We start from the raw sequence: 20,222 nt of genomic DNA on the forward strand, positions 1-20,222 counted from the left end.
GTTCCTCCTTAGCGGTGAATACGATCTGACCCGGAAGTGAGCAGCACGGAGTCGACGGCGGAGGCAGGCGCCGCACGCCATGCACCCCGGTCCAGGACCACTGTGGTCAGGACTGCCAGAACCACGACGGCGAAGTAGATCAGTTCCGCCCGGCCAGCCTCGGCACCGGAGAAACCGAAGGAACCCACCGTAAACGTGCCCTGGGCGTCGTGGAAGAGGTATGTGAGCAGCACGCTTCCGCCGGTGCGGTTGAACAGCCACACGTAGAGGAAGGTGATGGCGAAGGTGGTGGGCAGCCCGATCAGGCTGAGCTGCCCGAACACGACCAGTGGAACGTGCCAGAGGGCCACCACAACGCCCAGGAGTGCCGCGGACCGCAGCGGCGCCCACCTCGCCTGGAGCAGCGGCAGGGCATACCCGCGGAAACCGGGTTCCTCTCCCAGAGGTCCGTCCAGCGGATTGACCAGGCGCACGGCAAAAACGGCCAGGAGCCCGGACCACGTCACCTGGGCCAGCCCCGGTGCAGGGGCGCCGAGTGCCATGTTCGCGAATCCGGTGACCAAGGCCATCAACGGCGGGAGGAAGAGGGCCACGGCGTACCAGACCCAGCCCACCCGCCACCGGATGAGCCGCCGGCCCCACGCCCGGAAGCCGGCCCTGCCCTCGGCGAGCCCAATGACCATCAGGGCCGCAGCCAGCGGACCGATCGGCAGGAATTCGAACTGCGGCATCAGCCCGGCCGCATAGAGCGGCCAGGAGCACCAGGAGATCGCGAACGCCAGGACAAAGAACGCCGGGAGGCGGTGACGCTGCAGCCAGACCTTGAAACGCGGCATGACGGCTCCTGGGGAGCAGGGACGGATACGGCTCATTGTCCGCCCGCGGGCGCCCCCGAATCCAGCAATGCCGAAACGGGCACCCTCCGCGGACCGCAGCCGGCGTTCCGCTGGCATCACGAGAACAACGCGGGGTCACTTACGGCCGGTCCGGGGCGCTTCGATGGGCCGTAAGTGACCCCGCGTTGTTTTTCTACTCGCGGGTAGGGCCGCGTTGGTCCCTCGCGACCCCCGCCCGGCCCTGTCATAGTGGGTCACGACACACAGAGTTAACCGGATCCGCTCGCAAAAACTAACATTTCCTTGGCAAAATGCAGGTGGATCAATTGCTTCTAAAGGAGACCCATGGGCGCGAACACCGCGGAAAACACCAACCTTCGGCTAAAGGCCGTGCTGGATGTCCTGGCAGAGGAGGTATGGACCGGCGAGAAGCCGAACGCCGGAGCCGTACTGGGCGAGGCAATCGCACGGGTGCCCCTCAACGACCACGAACGCGAACTCCTCAGTGGCGGCATTCCCCGCGGCCACAAGACCCTGACCACCGCCACGGCCAAGCTGGTCAAGGCCGGCTGGCTGGTCAAGGGCCGCTCCGGCTGGTCCATCACCGACGACGGCCAGCGCGCCACGGTGGCTTTCGCCGAGCCTGCCGCCTTCGCTGCAGCGCTCGACGCCGGCACTCCCGTTCCGGCGGGCACGCCGCTTCCGACTGCTCCCGCGGCAAAGCCGGCGAAGCCGGAGAAGGCAGCAAAGGCAGAAGCGGCGCCGACCGCCGCGGCCGGGGAAGCGCCGTCGACCACTTCCAAGGTTGCCGGCAAGGCTGCCAAGCTCATCGAGGAGGCCGTGGCCCCCGTGGCCAAGGCGGTGCGCAAGCGCAAGCCCGCAGCGAAGGCCGCACAGCCTGCGGCAGCAGCGTCGGCAGAAGCCCCGGCGGCGGCGGCCTCTGCTGTCAGCGTCGACACCATCGAACAGCCGGACGCCGTCGCGGTTGCCGGCGACTTCAGCATTCTGCTGGGCGCGCCCGCCAACTGGGCGCCGCAGTACGACGAAGTCCAGATGGAACTGGACCAGGTGGATCAGCTCTGGAAGATTGCCGCGGACATTCCTGCCGGCTTCTACTCCTTCAAGATCGCCCTGAACCGCTCCTGGGACGAAAACTACGGAGCGTTTGGCGTCTTCGACGGACCCAACCACGAAGTCCACCACGGCGGCGGCCTCCTGGTCATCCAGTACGATCACCGCACCCGGGACATCGTCCTCCCGTAGCACCGACGCGCAACCGTCCTGCCGACGCGCAAATGACCCTGCGACACCCGAAATCGGGTGTTCGCAGGGTCATTTGCGCGCCGCGGGCGGGTTTGCGCGTCCTGAGCCTGCCCCGCCTGACCCTGCCCCCTGAGTCCGCCAAGCCTGGGTCTGCCCCGCCTGACCCTGCCGAGCGGCGGCGCGCCGCCCTAGCATTGCCTCATGGAGACCGTCGAGGTTGCGGGCCTGCGCATCCGGTACCGGCGCGCGGGCCAGGGTCCGCCGCTGGTCCTGCTGCACGGCGCCTACGAAGACAGCCGCATCTGGCGGCGGCAGCTCGAGGATTTGTCGGCTGACTTCACGGTTTTCGCCTGGGATGCACCCGGGTGCGGCGGCTCGGACGATCCGCCGCCGGACTTCACCGGACAGGACTTGGGCGACGCCCTGGCAGGTTTTCTGCGGGAAGCGGTTCCCGGTCGGCCGCACGTCCTCGGGCTGTCCATGGGCTCCGGCATTGCACTGGAGCTCTACCGGGCACACCCGTCAGTGCCCGCGTCGCTGCTGCTGGTCTCGGCGTACGCCGGTTGGGCGGGATCTTTGCCGCCCGAGGAAGTCGAGCGCCGCTATGCGCAGGTGCTCGCCGAACTCGATCAGCCGGCGGAACAATTCATCCCCGTATGGCTGCCCACGCTGTTCACGGAACACGCTGATCCGGCGGCGGTGCAGGAAACCAGCGCCATCATGGCCGACTTCCACCCGGGCGGCATGCGGGCACTGCTGAACGCGAACGCCCACGCCGACTACCGCGACGTGCTGCCCACCATCGCGGTGCCTACCCTGCTGCTGTACGGCACGGACGACGTCCGCTCGCCGCAGAGCGTGGCCCGCGAGATGAACCGGCGGATCCCTGGCTCGACGCTGGTGATGATTCCCGACGTCGGGCACATGGCGGCCGTCGAAGCGCCGGCTGCCTTCAACGCGGAGGTGCGCCGGTTCCTGCACGGACTCTCCGCGCGGTGACGCCCGCTAGAACCGGGTCGGGTCCGGCCGCGGCGGCACCGGGCCGGGATCCGGAATCGGGAGGGGGCCGGGCGGCGTCGGGAACGGACCCGGTTCCGGTGACGGGGTGGGCGCGGGACCGGGTACGGGCTCGGGCCCCGGAACCGGCGGTGGCGTGACCGGACCGGGTTCCGGCGGAAATGGGTCTCCGGGCTCCGGCGGCGGCGTCGTGGGGCCGGGTTCTGGCGGAAACGGATCGGGGCCGGGAGTTGGTGGAATAGTCATGTGTGGCTTCCTTTCGTGGGCTGGCGTTCAGGATCGTCGATCAGGCGCCGCGGCGCCGGCGCAACACCTGCAGTTCCCAGGGCCGCAGGCGCACCGCGCCCGCGGAAAGGCCCTCCCGCACCGCACCCGCGGCGGAACCCGCGGCAGAGCCGCCGTCGGAGGCGTCGGCGTCGGACGGATAGTTGCCCAGGACCAGCTCCGCGTCAGCCCAGGCCTCGTCCCCGAGGTCCGCGTCGCGCACCTCGCCGGAGAAGTTGCCCAGCACCAGCAGCTCCGGAATCCCGGCGCCGTCCGTGGGACCGTCTGCGCCGGAAGAAACGGCTGAACCGGGCCCAGTCAGGGCCCGGGTGAACGCATAGGCGTGCGGGTCATCCGGCAGCAGCATGGTGAAGTTCCCGTGCGAGACCACCGGTTCCGCATGCCGCAGCGCTATCACCTGGCGGTAGAAGCTGTAGACCGAATCCGGATCATCCACCTGGGCGGCGGCGTTGATGTGGTTGGCATTCGGGTTCACCGCGATCCAGGGTGCCCCGGTGGTGAAGCCGGCATGCCGGGAGGCGTCCCACTGGACCGGGGTCCGCGCGTTGTCCCGGTTCAGCGGCGCGAGGGCGGCGAGGACCTCGGCGTCGGTGTGGCCCAGGTGCGTGGTGGCTTCGCGGTGGTGGTTGAGGACCTCGATGTCGCGGTAATCGCTGATCGCGCCGAACGTCATGTTGGTCATGCCCAGTTCTTCACCCTGGTAGACGTAGGGCGTGCCGCGGTGCAGGTGCAGGATGCCGGCCAGCATTTTGGCGGACAGCTCCCGGTATCGGGGGCTGTCGTCGCCGAAGCGGGACACGGCCCGGGCCTGGTCGTGGTTGCCCCAGTACAGGCTGTTCCAGCCGGTTTCGGCCAGCCCGTACTGCCAGCGGCCCAGGGTCTGCTTCAGCTCGGTGAGCAGGAGCTTTTTGGGCCGCCACTTGTCGCCTTCCTCCTGGTCCAGCGCCACGTGCTCGAACTGGAACACCATGTCCACCTCGGCCCGGGCGGGGTCGGTGTACAGGATGGCGTCGTCCACGGTCACGCCGGGCATTTCGCCGACGGTGAGCAGTTCGCCGGTGCGGTTCGCGAAGACTTCCCGGTGCATCTCCTGCAGGAACTCGTGCATGCGGGGGCCGTCGATGTAGAACGGGGAGCCGTCACCAAAGAGCTTGCCGTCGGCCACCGGGCCGTCCGGGAGCGAGGTGTCCTTGGAGATGAAGTTGATGACGTCCATCCGGAACCCGTCCACGCCCCGGTCCAGCCACCAGTTCATCATCTCGTAGACCGCGGCGCGGACCTCCGGATTCTCCCAGTTCAGGTCCGGCTGCTTCTTCGAAAAGATGTGCAGGTAGTACTCCCCGGTGGCCTGGTCGAACTCCCACGCGGGCCCGGAGAACGCCGAGCCCCAGTTGGTCGGCTCCGCCGCCGTGCGCCGTGGGGCGGCCCCGGCGTCCCGCGGCGGCCGCCACCAGTACCAGTCGCGCTTCGGGTTCTCCTTCGAGGACCGGGATTCCACGAACCACGGGTGCTCGTCCGAGGTGTGGTTGACCACCAGGTCCATCACCAGCTTCATGCCGCGCGCGTGCAGCCCGTCGGTCAGTTCCCGGAGCTCCTGGAGGGTACCGAACAGCGGGTCCACGTTCCGGTAGTCGCTGATGTCGTAGCCGTTGTCGTCCTGCGGGGAGGTGTAGATCGGGGAGAGCCAGACGACGTCGACCCCCAGCCGCTGGAGGTAGTCCAGCCTGCTGATGATTCCGCGGAGGTCGCCGATGCCGTCGCCGTTGGAGTCGGCAAAGCTGCGCGGATAGATCTGATAGACGACGGCGCGTTGGAACCAGTCGCCGGCAGTCGCCTTGGGTGTTTCCGTGGGGGCTTCTTCGACCGTCATGGGGACTCCTCAGCTGGTCCGGCAGACAAGGGGGCAGCGCGTTGCTGACCCGCCAACGTCTGATTATTGACCAGTTGGCGGGGGCTGGGAAGACCTGCCCGGTCCGGCTGTGCTGTCGTGCTGTCCAGGCGCGGCCGCCCGGCCCGGCTAGTTCTGCGAGGCGATGGCGTTGTCGCGGTCCTCGAAGACGTCCTCGCCCGGTCCGGAGAAGGCCTTGGAGCGCTGGATCGCCTCGATGGATCCGGTGAACAGCTGGGAGTCGTGGGGATCCGGGTGCCGGTGGTGCTCGGCCGTAGCCTTGCCGGGGCGCTTGGAGCCCGTGACGGCGTCGGACGCGTTGCCGGAAGTGGACGCCGCCAGTGCCGACGGCAGCGATTCGAGGCGGACGTGGGGGAGCGCCGTCGGGTGGTCCTGCTGCAGGAACAGCACCAGTTCCTCGCGGATCAGGCAGCGGAGGTCGAACAGGGAGGCGCTGTCCGCGGCGCTGACCAGGATGCGCACGCGGACAAAGCCGGCGGTGGCGTCCGTGATCTGCAGGATCCCCACACGCTTGTCCCACAACGGCGTATCGGCCAGGACCTTCTTCAGCTCGCCGCGCATTGCCTCGACGGGAGCGCGCCAGTCGAGGTCGAACTCCACGGTGCCCATAACCTCGGACTGCCGCCGGGTCCAGTTCTCGAAGGGGGTGGTGGTGAAGTACGTCGAGGGCAGGATCAGCCGGCGGTCGTCCCAGATGTGGACCACCACGTAGGTCAGGGTGATCTCCTCGATCCGGCCCCATTCCTTCTGGACCACCACCACGTCGTCCACCCGGATCGCGTCCGTGAAGGCGAGTTGGATGCCGGCGAAGACGTTGACCAGCGAGGTCTGCGCGGCGAGGCCCGCGACAATCGAGATCACGCCTGCGGAAGCCAGGAGCCCGGCGCCGAGCGCCTGGATCGCGGGGAACGTCAGCATCATGCTGCCCAGGGCCACCACCGCAATCAGTGCGACGCCGATCCGCCGGGCCAGGATCACCTGGGTGCGCAGCCGCCGGGCGCGCCGGTTGTCCGCGACATCCACCCGGTACCGGGTCAGCACCATGGCCTCGATGATGAGCAGCATGGCGATGGCCAGCCAGGCCAGCGAACCGATGAGCGCAATCAGCAGCAAATGGTCCAGGCCGTGGCGCCATTCAAGATCCCCGCCGCTCGTGGCGAGCGCGATCCGGACGGCGATCAGGCACAGCGACAAGCGCAACGGCAGCCGGGCCACGCGGGAGGTCTCGCGCAGTTCGGGCTTGCTGCGGTTGAGCCGGAGCACAATCTTGCGCACCAGCCAGGACAGGACGAGCCCGGCAACCACGGCGAGGGCCATGGCCAGGAACGGCATTGCTTGGGTGAGGAACTCTTGCATTACTTAAGCTCTAGCAAGCTTCCACGGGCAACTGAAATCGCCGGGATGTCAACGTGGGTCTCCTCACGCCGCTGCAGGAGCCGGCGGGCACGGCAAGTCTTCGGCAGGTTCCGGCGCGGACCATCGCAGTCCAGCGCAGTCCGGCCGCGGGCCCGGACAGGGTTCGGCCCGCCACTCCGGGACTTTTGCCTCTTGATTTTGCCGACGGACGCTCCAGAATGGTCGAACCACTTGAATCCCAGGGGGAGGGTGACATGCGTCGACTCGCGGCGTTCGGCACGGCAGCGTCGGCCGGCTTCTTGGTTGCGGCGCTGCTGGGCGCCTGCGGTGCGCCCGCGGGCCCGGGGCCGACGTCGCCGTCGATGCCCACCGTGCCCCCACTGACGTCCGCGCCGGCCAGTAGCGGCGCCGTCGATGTCCCGCCGACCGAGCCGCCGTCGGCGCCGGGCACTCCGGCGCCGACGGCGGCGGATTGGCAGAGCCTCAAGACCCCGGACGGGAAGCTCGAGTTCGATCACCCCGCCGAGTGGACCGTCAAGGACCGCGGCGCCGAGGCGGCACCCGGCGGCGTGTTCCTGGAGGTCCTGAACGCGGGCGGCAAGTCGCTGGCCACCTTGAAGACCAACGTCGCCCCGGGTGCGGAATGCACGCAGCGGATCCCCTACCAGGTGCTCGATCTGGTGCAGGTTCCGGCCCTGGCCCAGCAGGGCGTCACGCCGCACTTCATCTTTGAGTTGCGGCTGTATCCGGCCGAGAAGGACCCAGCGAAGGCCAACGTCATGGCCTACGGCATCAGCTCCGCGCCCAAGCCGTCCGGCCCCGATGCCTGCCCGATTTTCCAGTTCTTCACCTGGCCGCCCAGCGGAGCGTCGTTCGGGGGCGTCTATAACCCCTTCGACACCACCCCGGGCAACGAGCCCTTTGTCGACACCCCGGAGGCCTATCTGGAGACCTCCGAATACCAGGACATCAGGAAGATGATCACCTCGCTGCGCCCGGCGGGGCAGTAGGGCCGGCCCGGGCTCATGGTGAGGCGACGGCTCGCAGCGGCTGCGGTTCCGGCTCCGTTTGTTTCGGCGCTGGTGCTCGCGGCCCTGCTGCTGGCCGGCTGCGGCTCACCGGCGGCGCCCCCTGCGACATCCGGCGCTGCGCCGGAGGCAACGTCCGCAGGTCCGCCTGCCGGAGGCACCCAACCGGGAAATGACCAGCCGGGAAACACCCAGTCGGGAGACTCTTCGCAGGGGACACAGGGAACCACGCCGTCGGAGTCAGCCACGGACACAGCATCGGGAACGGCTCCGGGGAGCACCGCGGCGGCAACCCCGACGACGTCGGCCCTCCCGCCGTCGTCGTCCGGCTGGAAGACGTTCACGACGTCGGACGGGACGCTGAGTTTCGACTACCCCGCCGCGTGGGAGATCCGGGACCCTGCAGGGGAGGCGCCGCTGGGCGGTGAGTTCGTGGACGTCGTGAACGCCGCCGGGAAGCAGATGGCCGCGCTGCGCACGAACATCGTCACGGGCGCCGAATGCGGCGATCAACAGCCCTACTTGCTCATCGACTCTCAGCCGATGCAGGCGCTCGCCGAACCCGGTGCGGCGGACCAGAGCCCGCCGCGCTACGTCTTCGAGGCCCGGGGCGACTTCGGGGCGGCGGAGGCTTCGCCGCCCACCTACGCGTCGTACGGCATCACCATGATGCCGGAGGAGACCGGGCCCACGTCGTGTCCGATGTTCCAGCTCTTCCTCTGGCCGCCCAGCGGCGCGCTGTTCGGGCAGGCGTATGACCCCGGGAAAAACACGACGCCGGGGGACCCCGGGCTGCCGTACCTGGAGAAGGCGAAGCTCTACGCCAGCACGGCGGAGTACCAGGACGTCCGGAAGATGATCACGTCATTGCGTCCGGCGGGCAACGGCGCGGCCACGGGCACGGGGACTGGCGCCGTGACGGAACCGGCGAAGTAGCTGCGTTAGACGACGCTGGGTTAGACAGCGGGCAGGTGCCGGTGGCGGTGACGGTCTTCCCGGACCGCAGGTGTCGGCGAGGCGTTCCTGCTGCCGCGCTGCCCGGTCCACGGGTTGCTGCTGACCTCCCGGATCAGCCCGGTGCCGGCGCACTCGCGCACGGCCATGATGCCGTCCGCCGCCTGGCGCTTGTCGTCGAATGCTGTGGAAATCGCCAACACGGTCCCGTCGGCGGCAAGGAGCCGGAACCGTACATTGGATTCCGCGTCGGTGAAGATTTCGAACTGTCCAGCCATTGTCTTGTCCTTGTCTAGCGGTGGTGACCGCCGGTGGAGGGTAAGAGCACTTCTTTGTGCTGTTGCCGGGTCTTCGACAAATCGCTGCAGTGCCGGTAGCCACCCTTTCGTGGACGGCGTCCCCGGGAAAGAGGCAAAGGTCCCTTGGTGTCTGGCGGATGAGACTGGGCCGGCAGTACCAAACCCTGTGTGCCGAAACCGGGCGCCCGGATGGGCGCTACATTGGGAACATGGCGGGCAAACATCCTGTGCAGTTTCCGGCGGATTCCGGCGAGCCGGTGCGGCTGAACGCGCGGGTGTCCGGTGTGGTCCAGGCGGTCGGCTTCCGCTACTGGACGGTCCGGAAGGCCGAGGAACTGGGGCTCAGCGGCACGGTCCGGAACAACACCGACGGCTCCGTGGGCATCGTGGCCGAGGGGCCGCAGTCCGTGGTGCTGGAACTGCGGCGCTGGCTGCGCTCGCCGGAGGCGCCCGGCCGGGTGGAGGACGTCGACGAATCGGTCTCGGCCGCGACGGGGGAGTTCGGCGGATTCGACGTGGCTTACTAGGGCTGCAGCTTTCCGGCGGCCGGCATCGTGGCCGGTCCGGGGCGAAGGACCCTCGGCAGGGGTCCGGTTTCTGAGTAGGGTGGCCCCATGCAGAAGATATCGCTCGATGCCCTTGCCCGGCAGCAGCTGGCTGCCGCGGTTGCGGCACCCAGCGGACGGGCTGCGGACACTGCGTTTGGCGGGCATGAGAAAGTCTTGCGCCAGACCGTCATGGCGTTCAGGGCGGGGACGCAGCTGAGCGAGCACCAGAACCCCGGCGAGGCGACCGTGTTTGTGCTCCGCGGCTGTGTGCGCCTGCGGGCCGGCAACGAATCGTGGCAGGGCAAGACCGGCGATCTGCTGATCGTGCCCGAGGGGCTGCACAGCCTGGAGGCCGAGGAAGATTCGGCGATCCTCATGACCGTGGCGAAAATCAAGACCTGACGGCCCAGCCGCAGGCGGCGAGACCGGTCGAAGCCACTCCAGGGGCCGGATTACCGCAAGGAGCAGGACATGACTGTCATCCCTTTCGACGAGGTCCCAAAGACCCGGCGGTGGTGGGCCAGGGGGGCCTTCGCCGCAGTTGTCCTCGCGGTGGCTGTCCCGTTGGTGGCGGCGGGTTTGGCAGGCACTATTGCGCTGGTCACGACCGGCCTGGGCGCCGTGTTGGTGGCCGTGGCAGCGATCTACTGGTTCCTCATCAGCCGGGGTCTTCTGCGCTGGTTTGCGCTGGCGCTGGCGGTACTCGCACCCCTTGTGGTCGTGGCCCTCTACATCCAGGGGAGCCTCCTCCGGGAGGTGGCTATTGCCGTTGCGCTGGCATTCGTTGCCTTGGTCTGTGCCCGCGCCGCGCTCCGGGAAAGGAGTGAGGGCAAAGCCATGCCCGAGCACCCCGCCCCTGCCTGGCAGCATGCTTTCCTGGTGATGAATCCGCGTTCCGGCGGGGGCAAGGTGGTGAAGTTCGACCTCCAGCGGAAGGCGGAAGAACTCGGCGCCGAGGTGGCGCTTCTTGAGGGACCGGGGCCGGTGGACGTCGACGCGTTGGCCCGGCAGGCCGTGGAGCGCGGGGCCGATCTGCTCGGCGTCGCCGGTGGGGACGGAACCCAGGCGCTGGTGGCCGGCATTGCGGCCGAGCACAACCTTCCGTTCCTGGTGATCAGCGCCGGCACGCGCAACCATTTCGCCCTGGATCTCGGGCTGGACCGCGAGGACCCGACAGGCTGCCTCGATGCCCTCCGGGACGGGGTGGAGCTTCACGTCGACCTCGGCAAGATCAACGGCCGCACCTTCGTCAACAACGCATCCTTCGGGGTGTACGCCGAGGTGGTGCAGAGCCCTGCGTACCGGGACGACAAGGCCGGTACCGTGCTGGAGATGCTTCCGGACCTGATCAGGGGCGATAAGGGTGCGCGGCTGCGGGCGCAGGCTGACGGGGAGACGGTGGAGGGCCCGCAGGCGGTGCTGGTGAGCAACGGTCCGTACGGCAGCAATGACCTCGCCGGCCTGGGCCGCCGAACCCGGCTGGACCGCGGCGTGCTCGGCGCGGTGGCGATTTCCGCCGCCAACACCCGGGAAGCGGTTGGCCTGCTGCGCCGTGCCACGAAGCGCGGCCTGATCCAACGCACCGCGGCGGAGGTGGTGGTCGACGCCGACGTGCCCGATATCCCCGTCGGAGTGGACGGTGAGGCTCTGCTGATGAGCACACCGGTACGGTGCACCATCGAACCCCGCGCACTGCGGGTACTGGTTCCGCGGAACCGTCCGGGCGTCCCGCCGGCCCAACCGGCGCTGGATCTGGTCCGGCTCCGCGAGCTGGCGTGGGGCCGGCACGTATCTGCGCCGTCTGCGCCGTCGTCCGCCGTTCCTCCGCACGCCGGCGGGGGATCGTAGCCTCGGCAGATCTGGCCTGGACCGTGTACGACGGCGACTAGTTGTGCCGTGCCCACAACTGCAGCCACACGAGCAGGCGCGTTTCGGCGTCGTCGAGGTCTATGCCGAAGAGCGGCTCCACCCGGGACAATCGGTACCGGACCGTGTTGACGTGCACATCCAGCGACTTGGCGGCGTCGATCGCGTTTCCGCCGCAGCTGAGGTAGGCGTAGATGGTGTCCTCGAAGGACTTCCTATGCTGTTCGTCGTACGCCGCGATGCTCAGCGCGTGCGCCCCGGGCAGTTGGCCGGCGGCCGTCAGCGCCGAGACGAACTGACGCAGCAGCAGGCGCGAGCCGAGGGAGTCGTCGTCGGCCACGATGTCATCAGAATCGGCGGCGATGCGCCCCTCCGCGACGTTGCGCACAAGTTCGGACAAGACCAGTTCCGCGTTGACCCTGGAGTCCTCGAGCCGGTCGATCGTCGCCGCGGCGCCGAGCGCGGCCAGGACCGGGCGTGCGAGCAGCCGCCGCGCATTCTGCACAATCTTCAGAAGCGCGGTGCGCTGGAATTGGCGTGAGGTTTCGGTGGTTTGCGGCAGGACGATGTACACGATGTTGTCCGAGAGCCCGCAGACGGCCGAGGGCAGCCGGATGGCGCAGGCGGTCCGGATGGTGTCGAAGAGCCGGAGGCGGGACTGCAGCGTTTCGGCCGCGATGGCCTCGGACGGCCAGACGCCCAGGGCCGCAACCCGGATCGACGGCGCCGAGATCCCGAGCCTGATGGCGGCCAGTTCGGCGCGTTTCGGATCGAACAGCAGCGGCTGGACGAGATCGATCTGGCGGGTCAGGTTCGAGACGTAGGTGGTCCGTTTGTGCAGGATGTGGAGCGCGGCCACGTTGGCGGCTTCGCGCAGGATCCGGTTGGCGTCCTCGTTGTGGTGGTCCGCCAGTTCAAGGAGCCAGAGCGAGCCCAGCACGGAGTCGCCGGCCCGGATCGCTATGGCCGTGCGCCGGAGCGAGGGATCCTGCGTGGCCACATCCAGCGCATCGGTGGCGGCATGGACACGGCGGTAATCGTTGTCCGTTTCCACCGAATGCGGCACCTGCAGGCTCAGGATGGAGCTCCGGCGCGTCTCGTCAATGGGCTGGTCCGGGAGGGTGGAATACGCCAGGATCGTCTGCTCGGGGTCGGCGATCGCGATGGCACCGCCGGCCTGGGCCGCCACCGTGTTGGCGAGGTCGAACAGGTCTCCGGGCCGGATGTCCACCAGGGTCCGGCCCGATTGCCGGTGCGGGACCACTGCCGCGTCCATGATCTCCGCGAGCTGGTTCCAGGGCACCGAGTCGGAGGCCCGGAACAGCGCCATCCCATTGTCCCGGGCGGCTGCCCGCAGGACTTCGTCCGAGGTGCCGTTGGATTTGTAGACGATCGCCACGTACCCGGCGTCGCTGAGTTCCCGCACTTTCGCGCCCAGACGCTTCCCGGAAAGGGACAAACCAATGGCCAGGGCAACGGCACCCGGGAACTTGGCGGGCCGCGCCGTCGAGTCGTAGAGAACCGAGCCGGCGACAATCTGCCGGTCATCTGACGGCATTTCCACGAGGCTGAGAATTTCCGAGCCCGCCGAGCGGGCGACGTCGGCCAGGGTAGGCAGCGCGTGCGTCTTCACCTCCGGTGCCGTCACCGGGACGCCCAAGAAGCTGTTTGGTATTCGCTACTAATGATTGGCCCCTCAATTTGTCGATAACTCCATGGTGATGCGGAGCTTCATTTCCTACGCTGAACCATAACGCAGCACAGTTCAACGGAAGGCCGTCATTGAAAATCAGCGAAGCCAGGCAACTCGTCCAGGTGAAGGCCCCCGTCCTGTCCCGCCAACGGCGCGTGCTGGCGGGCGCCTACAACGTCGAGGAATTCCGGAAAGCGGCACGCAAGGTCCTGCCTGCCGGGATTTTCGACTATCTCGACGGCGGATCCGAAGACGAAGTGACGCTCCGCCGCAACCGGGCCGTCTTCGACGCCTGGGCCCTCATGCCCAGCTGGGGCCCGGTGTCCGGACCCGACACGACGACGACCCTGCTCGGAGAAGAAAGCGCGCTGCCGCTGACCTTGACCCCCACCGGGGCGACCCGGCTGTTCCATCCCGAGGGCGAACTGGCCGTCGCGGCCGCCGCGGACCGGGCCCGCATCCCCTATGGGCTGGCCGGGCTGAGCACCGTGCCCATGGAAACCATCGCAGAGCACCACCCGTCCCTTGACCGCTGGTTCAACTTTGGCCTCACCTCCGACGCCCAGGCGATGAAGAACAAACTGGCCCGCTGCAAGGCAGCCGGATTCAACACCCTGATTGTCGGCGTCGACACGCGGGCACTGGGCTCCAGGGAACGCGACCTCCACAACGGATTCACCGCCCCTCCCGCGCTCACGCTGTCAACCATCGCGGACATCGCCCGGCGCCCTTCGTGGTGGATCAACTTTTTGAAGTCGGACGGCATCAGCTTCCCGAACCTGGATCCGCAGAGCCCCGCCGCCTCCTCCGTGGTGACCCCGACCATGTGGCAGCACATCCTGGGCCACTCGGATGCCAGCAGCGGCTGGAAGGAACTTGAGGCCCTGCGGCAGGCCTGGCACGGCAAAATCGTGCTCAAGGGCTGCGTCAACCCGGACGACGTCGCGAAGGCCTCCCGGCTTGGCCTGGACGCCGTCCAGTTGAGTAATCATGGCGGCCGCCAGCTCGATCACATGCTGAGCCCCATGGACGTCCTCCAGGAATCGCGGCAACGGGTGGGCGATTCGATCGAGATCTACGTGGACTCGGGCATCCGCCGGGGGAGCGACATCCTCAAGGCGCTGGCGCTGGGGGCCGATGCCTGTTCGATCGGCCGGGCCTACCTGTACGGATTGGTGGCGGCCGGCTCACCGGGCGTCGGACGCATCATCGACATCTTCGGGGATGAACTGCGGCGTACGATGACGTTAGTGGGCGTCTCCAGTATTTCCGAGTTGAAGGCCCGGGGCGGGGAAATTCTTCGGGATATTCGTCATTCCGGAGAACTTCTTGAGACAAGAGCGTCGGAAAACACAAATTCTTGAGTTTTGAATAAGCAGTCATGCAGTGCCCTCCCGCAGCGTTGCGGGAGCCTAGAGAATCCCTGAACAGCTAAGGAAGCCATGCGCACCCGATACCTTCTTCCCGTTCTGACCATAGCCACGGCGCTCTCGCTCTCGGGCTGTGTCAACAACAGCGAACCCGCCGCCACCGGCTCGGCATCCGGTAGCGCTGACGCCATCGACGTGCAAAAGAATGACTCCATTGCTGCCTCGCTCCCGGAAAAAATGAAGAGCTCCGGCGTGCTCAACGTCGGCATGGCCAACAACTACCCGCCCAACGAGTTCAAGGACGATAACGGCGAACCGGCAGGCTGGTCCGTGGACCTCACCAATGCCCTGGGCAAGGTTATGGGGTTGAAGGTCAACTTCGACATCGGCACCTTCGATAACATTCTGCCGGCGGTGAAGGCAGGGAAGGATGACATGGGAATGTCGTCCTTCTCCGACACGCTGGAACGCGAAAAGCAGGTGGATTTCGTGAACTACTACTCGGCCGGCATCCAGTGGGCGTCGCCCAAGGGCAAGAATGTGGACCCGAACAACGCCTGCGGGCTTAAGGTCGCCGTCCAGGCCACCACCTATGAGGACACGCATGAGGTGCCGGCCAAGTCGAAGGCCTGCACGGATGCCGGCAAGCCGGCGATCACCATTTTCAAGTACGACGCGCAGGACCAGGCAACCAACGCCCTCGTGGTGGGACAGGTCGATGCAATGAGCGCCGATTCGCCCGTAACTCTGTACGCGATCTCCAAGACCAAGGACAAGCTGCAGACCGCCGGCGACGCCTTTGAGGTGGCGCCGTACGGGATGCCCGTGGCCAAGGGCAGCGAATTTACCCCGGTCCTGCAGAAGGCGCTGCAGGCGCTGATCGACGACGGAACGTACAACAAGATCCTGTCCAAGTGGGGCGTCGAATCCGGTGGCGTCAAGACAGCAACTCTCAACGTGGCAGCCAAAGGGTGATAGCAAATGAGCGAGCCGGAATCCGACAGGATGATTGAGTCGGAACCTGACAGGAAGCTCCAGGGCCGGAGTGGACAGGACACGGACAACTCGCCGGCGGAGGCGATCGTGGCGATCCCGCTGCGGCACCCGTGGCGGATCGTGATTGCCGTGGTCCTCCTGCTCGGGTTGGCGGTCTTTGTCCTGGACGCCGCACAGCGCCCGGACTACGGCTGGCCGGATGTGGGCAAGTACATTTTTGACCGCCGGATCAGCCAGGCCGCGTGGGTGACGTTGTGGCTGACCATCTACTCGATGATCGGCGCGATCGTCATCGGCCTGCTGCTGGCCATCATGCGGCTCTCACCAAACCCGGTGCTCAAGAGCATTGCCTGGCTGTACATCTGGATCTTCCGCGGAACCCCTGTCTACGTGCAGTTGGTGTTCTGGGGCATCGTGGCCCTGATCTACCCGGTGTTCACGCTCGGGATTCCGTTCACGCCGCCGTGGGTCACCGTCCCGAACGAGATCTTCACAAACCTGTTCATTACCGCCGTGATCGGGCTGGCCTTGAACGAGGCCGCCTACATGTCTGAAATCGTGCGTGCCGGCCTGTTGTCCGTGGACGAGGGCCAGGCGGAGGCCTCCACGGCGCTGGCCATGTCCTGGGGGCAGACCATGCGGTATGTCGTGGTTCCGCAGGCCATGAAAATCATCATTCCGCCTACCGGCAACGAAGTGATTTCAATGCTCAAGACCACCTCCCTGGTGGCCGCGATCCCATTGAGCATTGACCTGTACGGGGTGTCCCGCGGCATTTCGGCCGTGACGTTCACCCCGGTCCCGCTGCTGATTGTGGCTTCGCTCTGGTACCTCCTCTTCACCTCGGTCCTGATGGTCGGCCAGCACTTCATCGAAAAGCGGTTCTCCCGCGGAACCGGGCGGGCCAAGACAGACAAGGCGCCCACCGCGCCCGTACCCGCGCCGACGGCCGGACCCGGCGCGCCGGGTGCACCGCTCGGTACAGACTTTGGAGGTAAGGGATGACGGGCGTGCCAATGGTTCTTGCGGAGAAGGTTTCCAAGAATTTCGGATCCAACAGGGTCCTGCGTGGGATCAGCCTGGAGGTCGACCCCGGGGAAGTTCTCTGCATCGTGGGGCCTAGCGGTTCCGGTAAGTCGACCTTCCTGCGGTGTATCAACCACTTGGAAGTGGTTGACGGCGGCCGGCTTTCGGTCGACGGACAGCTGGTCGGCTACCGCCAAAAAGGCGAGAAGCTCTACGAACTCAAGCTCAAGGAAGCTGCTTTCCAGCGCCAGGAAATCGGAATGGTGTTCCAGCGGTTCAACCTGTTCCCGCACCTGACCGCGGTGGAGAACATCATTCTTGCTCCCATGCGGGTGAAGAAGATTTCCAAGGCCGCTGCCACGGCAAGGGCCATGGAATTGCTGGAGCGTGTGGGGCTGGGGGACAAGGGCGATGCCTATCCGGCGCACCTCTCTGGCGGCCAGCAGCAACGGGTGGCCATTGCCCGTGCCTTGGCCATGGACCCCAAGCTGATGCTCTTCGACGAACCGACCAGTGCCTTGGACCCGGAGCTGGTGGGCGAGGTCCTCGATGTCATGAAAGGACTGGCCAAGAGCGGCATGACCATGATTGTGGTGACCCACGAGATGGGGTTCGCCCGCGAGGTGGCCGACACCCTGGTCTTCATGGACGACGGCGTGGTGGTGGAGGCCGGGGCTCCCCGCCAGATCCTGAGCGATCCCCAGCACGACCGGACCAAGGCGTTCCTCTCCAAGGTGCTGTGACGCCGAGGGTTGACGGCGCGGCGGTGAGCCCTGGCCTCTCTGGCGCGGTGGCATCACCGCCGCGCCAGTGCAACACTGAATCCGTGGACAGCCCCGCGGACAGCAAGATCTGGGCGGACTACAACGCCGCCCAGGCAACCCGCGGGGTGCGCACGCTGTGCCTCGACGCCATGGCCTTCGCCGGCCCGGGGAACGGCCGCCGCGCCATAGATCTGGGCTGCGGCGCGGGCAAGGAAACACTGGCGATGCTCGACGGCGGCTGGCGGGTCCTCGCCGTCGATTCACAGCCGGACACCCGGGACAAGCTGCTCGCAACTGCGCCCGCGGCGCTCGCCGAACAGCTGGACGTCGAGCTAAGCCCGTTCGAGGACCTTCCGCCGCTCCCGGAGGCGGGGCTCATCCTGGCCAGCTATTCGCTGCCCTTCGTCCACCCCCAAAACTTCGCCCGCCTTTGGCGGATGCTGCTGGGGGCGCTGGGCCCTTCCGGCGTCATTGCCGTGAATCTGTTCGGCGAGCGGGACTCCTGGGCCGCCATTCCCGAATGGAACTTCCACACCGAAGCGGAGGCCAGGGGCTTGTTCGAGGGACTGGATATCCTCACGTTCGAGATCTACGACGCCGACGGCCAATCCTTCCGCGGTCCCAAGCACTGGCACATTTTCGACGTCATCGCCCGGAAACCCTGACGCCGGGCAAGACCCTTATCCGGCAGGACTTCCGCCCGACCTAATCGACCGAAGAGGTCTCCGAGAGGAGCAGTACGTTATGGGTGATGCCTTCAACGCCGTGGATGGTGTCCGAATTTCCTTTCAGGAGCAGGGCGTCGGCCCCACTATCGTTCTGGTGCACGGTTCAGGGCTCTCCCGTGCCATTTGGCGGGGACTGGGCTACACGAAGGCCTTGCAGGAGCGCTTTCACGTGGTGACTCTGGATCTGCGAGGACACGGCCGCAGCGACAAGCCGCAGCACGAAGATGCCTACAGCATGGACCTGCTCGTCGGGGATGTTGTGGCAGTCCTGGACGCCGCCGGCGCGCAGGCAGCCCATTACGTGGGGTATTCTGCCGGCTCGCGAGTCGGATTCTCACTGCTGGCCAGCAGCCCCGAGCGTGTCAAGACATTTACGGCTGCGGGCGGCACGTACCGCTCCCCGGCCGGGCAAATCGAATCGATCTTCTTCCCTGGATATGACCAGGCCCTGGACCGGGGCGGCATGCCGGAATTTCTGCGCCAGTGGAGTATCGCCACGGGCCGTGACCTTGATCCGCAGACGGCCGCCGCGCTGCTGGCCAACGACCCCGCGGCCTTGCGCGCCTACTTCCGGCGGAGTGAGGACGAGCCCGGAATCCCGGAGGCCGTTCTTCGGACAATGGACACCCCCACCTTGCTGCTCGCCGGCACGGAAGACCCGCTTCGGTATGCGGACTCGGAACGGGCGGCCCAGCTCATGCCCAGGGCCCAATTTCAGGCACTGCCTGGCCGCAACCACGGGCAGACCTTGGTTCCCGCCGGCCCGGTCCTCAGCATGGTCACGTCATTCATCACCTCGGCGGTCAGCGCGGGGAACAACGGCTAGACATGGAGGGCTGGCGCCAGATCGACGACGACGGCGGCATGCGTCGTCCGGTTCGATTTCGGCCGGCGTCGTAGGACAGACTGTTGCCGTGAGCAACTCTCCCCGTGCAGGCCTGGCCGTCGCCGGCCTCAGCCTCGGCACGTCGCTGAACCCGTTGAATTCGTCGATGATCGCTGTCGCCCTGGTGGTGCTGCGCGAGGACTTCGGGCTCGACGTCGCCACGGTCACCTGGGTGATCACGGCGTTCTACCTCACCTCCGCGGCCGGCCAGCCGCTGATGGGCCGGCTGGCGGACCGCTTCGGCCCGCGGCGTCTGTTCCTGCTGGGCATGGCCCTGGTGGCAGTGACCTGCGCGCTCGCGCCTTTTGCGCCCAACTTCGCGCTGCTCTGCGTAGCGCGGGCGTTCATGGCCCTCGGCACCGCGACGGCGTACCCGAGCGCCGTCGTCATGGTCGCCGCGCTGGCGCGGGAGGCGAACGTGAAGTCCACCCGGCCGCTGGGCCGGATCCAGATGGCGAACACGTCGGCGGCCGCCGTCGGGCCCGTGGTGGGAGGCCTGCTGGTGAGCCTGGTGGGCTGGCAGGCGTTGTTCCTGATCAACGTCCCGCTCTCGCTGCTGGCGATCCTTGTGGTCCGGCGCTTTGCCCCGGCCGACGGTGCCCGGGAACGCGGCCGGGTGTCGGAACTGGTGCGCGACTCTGACCTGCCCGGGATTGGGGCCTTCATCGGTGCCCTGGTGCTGGTGATGATGGCGATGCTGAATGTGCTGCCCGACTACCGGTGGTGGCTGCTGGGCGGCGGGCTGGCCCTTGCGGCGCTGTTCGCGTGGCGGGAGCTGCGGTTCAGCCCGCCCTTCCTTGACCTGCGGCTGCTGGGCCGCAACCGGCCGCTGCTGCTGGTCTACCTGGGTTTTGCGCTGTTCAACGGCGTCTACTACTTCGCGTTCTTCGGGCTGCCGCAGCTGCTGCAGACCGCGGGCGGCTACAATCCCGGCGTCGTGGGCCTGCTGATGCTGCCGCTCGCCGCGATCTCCGTGGTCGGGACGCCGTTCGCGGTCCGCGCGATCGACCGGTTCGGCGTGCGGCGGGTGCTGATCGCCGGCGTCGTGCTGCTCCTCGTCGCGTCTGCGGCGATGTGGCTGCTGACGGTGTCCCTCGCAGCCCCGCTGGTGCTCGCGCTGACCGCCCTGCTGGGTGTGCCGTACTGCGTGGTCGCCATTTCCTCGAGCCAGGGCATGTACGTGTCCACCCGGCCGGAGGAGCGGGGGGTGGCCGCCGGGATCTTCCAGACCTGCCGCTACCTCGGCGCCATCACGGCCACCGTGCTGATCGGCATCTTCTATGGGAGCGGCGTGACGCAGGCGAACTGGGGGCTGATGGTGTTCGTGATGCTGGGGCTGGGCTCGGTGGTGCTTGTCGTGTCGCTGCAGTGGCGGGAGCGGCGGCCCTGAGGTCCGGC

20 protein-coding genes are annotated in these 20,222 nt (G+C 67.4%); 14 read left to right on the forward strand and 6 right to left on the reverse strand.

From position 1 onward, the window contains the following. Positions 1-8 precede the first annotated feature (8 nt). Positions 9-836: a CPBP family glutamic-type intramembrane protease gene (locus AC1DFR_RS13215; RefSeq protein ID WP_476873561.1), complete on the reverse strand. Its 828-nt coding sequence runs from the start codon at positions 834-836 to the stop codon at positions 9-11. A gap of 345 nt (positions 837-1,181) precedes the next feature. Here AC1DFR_RS13215 and AC1DFR_RS13220 point away from each other — a divergent pair, with 345 nt between their 5' ends. Next, positions 1,182-2,099, forward strand: a complete 918-nt coding sequence (locus AC1DFR_RS13220; protein WP_476857470.1) for a pullulanase X25 domain-containing protein — start codon at positions 1,182-1,184, stop codon at positions 2,097-2,099. A gap of 201 nt (positions 2,100-2,300) precedes the next feature. Next, positions 2,301-3,098: an alpha/beta fold hydrolase gene (locus AC1DFR_RS13225; RefSeq protein ID WP_476857469.1), complete on the forward strand. Its 798-nt coding sequence runs from the start codon at positions 2,301-2,303 to the stop codon at positions 3,096-3,098. A 304-nt stretch (positions 3,099-3,402) separates the two neighbouring features. Here AC1DFR_RS13225 and AC1DFR_RS13230 read toward each other — a convergent pair whose 3' ends face one another. Further along, on the reverse strand, positions 3,403-5,271 hold the full coding sequence (locus tag AC1DFR_RS13230; RefSeq protein ID WP_476873562.1) for an alpha-glucosidase: 1,869 nt from the start codon (positions 5,269-5,271) through the stop codon (positions 3,403-3,405). A 147-nt stretch (positions 5,272-5,418) separates the two neighbouring features. Next, a complete protein-coding gene (locus tag AC1DFR_RS13235; RefSeq protein ID WP_476851634.1) occupies positions 5,419-6,666 on the reverse strand; it encodes a mechanosensitive ion channel family protein in 1,248 nt (415 codons plus the stop codon). Between the two features lie 218 nt (positions 6,667-6,884). Here AC1DFR_RS13235 and AC1DFR_RS13240 point away from each other — a divergent pair, with 218 nt between their 5' ends. Together AC1DFR_RS13240 and AC1DFR_RS13245 are read left to right on the forward strand one after the other, a co-directional pair. Next, positions 6,885-7,676 carry a hypothetical protein gene (locus AC1DFR_RS13240; RefSeq protein ID WP_476851633.1) on the forward strand — a complete coding sequence of 264 codons (792 nt, stop codon included), beginning with the start codon at positions 6,885-6,887 and terminating at the stop codon, positions 7,674-7,676. Positions 7,677-7,691: 15 nt separating this feature from the next. Next, positions 7,692-8,630 (forward strand): hypothetical protein, encoded by a 939-nt coding sequence (locus AC1DFR_RS13245; RefSeq protein ID WP_476873563.1) that lies wholly within the window; start codon positions 7,692-7,694, stop codon positions 8,628-8,630. A 20-nt stretch (positions 8,631-8,650) separates the two neighbouring features. Here the strand turns inward: AC1DFR_RS13245 and AC1DFR_RS13250 are convergent, their stop codons facing one another. Further along, positions 8,651-8,926 carry a YegP family protein gene (locus AC1DFR_RS13250; protein ID WP_476873564.1) on the reverse strand — a complete coding sequence of 92 codons (276 nt, stop codon included), beginning with the start codon at positions 8,924-8,926 and terminating at the stop codon, positions 8,651-8,653. A gap of 230 nt (positions 8,927-9,156) precedes the next feature. Here AC1DFR_RS13250 and AC1DFR_RS13255 point away from each other — a divergent pair, with 230 nt between their 5' ends. The 3 genes from AC1DFR_RS13255 to AC1DFR_RS13265 all read left to right on the forward strand — a co-directional run bounded on the left by AC1DFR_RS13255 (position 9,157) and on the right by AC1DFR_RS13265 (position 11,343). Next, positions 9,157-9,474, forward strand: coding sequence for an acylphosphatase (locus AC1DFR_RS13255; RefSeq protein ID WP_476873565.1), 318 nt, complete (start codon positions 9,157-9,159; stop codon positions 9,472-9,474). Positions 9,475-9,561: 87 nt separating this feature from the next. Then, positions 9,562-9,897 (forward strand): cupin domain-containing protein, encoded by a 336-nt coding sequence (locus AC1DFR_RS13260; protein WP_026538519.1) that lies wholly within the window; start codon positions 9,562-9,564, stop codon positions 9,895-9,897. Between the two features lie 69 nt (positions 9,898-9,966). Continuing rightward, a complete protein-coding gene (locus AC1DFR_RS13265; RefSeq protein WP_476873566.1) occupies positions 9,967-11,343 on the forward strand; it encodes a diacylglycerol/lipid kinase family protein in 1,377 nt (458 codons plus the stop codon). 37 nt (positions 11,344-11,380) lie between these two features. Here AC1DFR_RS13265 and AC1DFR_RS13270 read toward each other — a convergent pair whose 3' ends face one another. Further along, positions 11,381-13,009 carry a PucR family transcriptional regulator gene (locus AC1DFR_RS13270; protein ID WP_476873567.1) on the reverse strand — a complete coding sequence of 543 codons (1,629 nt, stop codon included), beginning with the start codon at positions 13,007-13,009 and terminating at the stop codon, positions 11,381-11,383. Positions 13,010-13,143: 134 nt separating this feature from the next. Between AC1DFR_RS13270 and AC1DFR_RS13275 the strand changes: the two genes are divergently transcribed. From AC1DFR_RS13275 to AC1DFR_RS13295, 5 genes are all read left to right on the forward strand, one after another. Continuing rightward, positions 13,144-14,418: an alpha-hydroxy acid oxidase gene (locus tag AC1DFR_RS13275; protein WP_476873568.1), complete on the forward strand. Its 1,275-nt coding sequence runs from the start codon at positions 13,144-13,146 to the stop codon at positions 14,416-14,418. 78 nt (positions 14,419-14,496) lie between these two features. After that, complete coding sequence (locus AC1DFR_RS13280; protein WP_476859744.1) at positions 14,497-15,399, forward strand: ABC transporter substrate-binding protein; 903 nt, start codon at positions 14,497-14,499, stop codon at positions 15,397-15,399. Positions 15,400-15,405: 6 nt separating this feature from the next. After that, positions 15,406-16,425 carry an amino acid ABC transporter permease gene (locus AC1DFR_RS13285; RefSeq protein ID WP_476873569.1) on the forward strand — a complete coding sequence of 340 codons (1,020 nt, stop codon included), beginning with the start codon at positions 15,406-15,408 and terminating at the stop codon, positions 16,423-16,425. After that, positions 16,422-17,189 (forward strand): amino acid ABC transporter ATP-binding protein, encoded by a 768-nt coding sequence (locus AC1DFR_RS13290; protein WP_275959779.1) that lies wholly within the window; start codon positions 16,422-16,424, stop codon positions 17,187-17,189. Before AC1DFR_RS13285 ends, AC1DFR_RS13290 begins: the two co-directional genes overlap by 4 nt. Positions 17,190-17,272: 83 nt before the next feature. Next, entirely contained in the window at positions 17,273-17,875 is a 603-nt protein-coding gene (locus AC1DFR_RS13295) for a class I SAM-dependent methyltransferase (RefSeq protein ID WP_476873570.1), read from the forward strand. Positions 17,876-17,915: 40 nt separating this feature from the next. Here AC1DFR_RS13295 and AC1DFR_RS13300 read toward each other — a convergent pair whose 3' ends face one another. Then, on the reverse strand, positions 17,916-18,038 hold the full coding sequence (locus AC1DFR_RS13300; protein WP_476873630.1) for a hypothetical protein: 123 nt from the start codon (positions 18,036-18,038) through the stop codon (positions 17,916-17,918). Between AC1DFR_RS13300 and AC1DFR_RS13305 the strand changes: the two genes are divergently transcribed. Continuing rightward, positions 17,991-18,764 carry an alpha/beta fold hydrolase gene (locus AC1DFR_RS13305; protein WP_476873628.1) on the forward strand — a complete coding sequence of 258 codons (774 nt, stop codon included), beginning with the start codon at positions 17,991-17,993 and terminating at the stop codon, positions 18,762-18,764. The genes AC1DFR_RS13300 and AC1DFR_RS13305 overlap by 48 nt on opposite strands. A gap of 88 nt (positions 18,765-18,852) precedes the next feature. Continuing rightward, positions 18,853-20,214 (forward strand): MFS transporter, encoded by a 1,362-nt coding sequence (locus AC1DFR_RS13310; RefSeq protein WP_476873571.1) that lies wholly within the window; start codon positions 18,853-18,855, stop codon positions 20,212-20,214. Positions 20,215-20,222 lie beyond the last annotated feature (8 nt).

The organism is Arthrobacter sp. 05T410 (assembly GCF_056396505.1).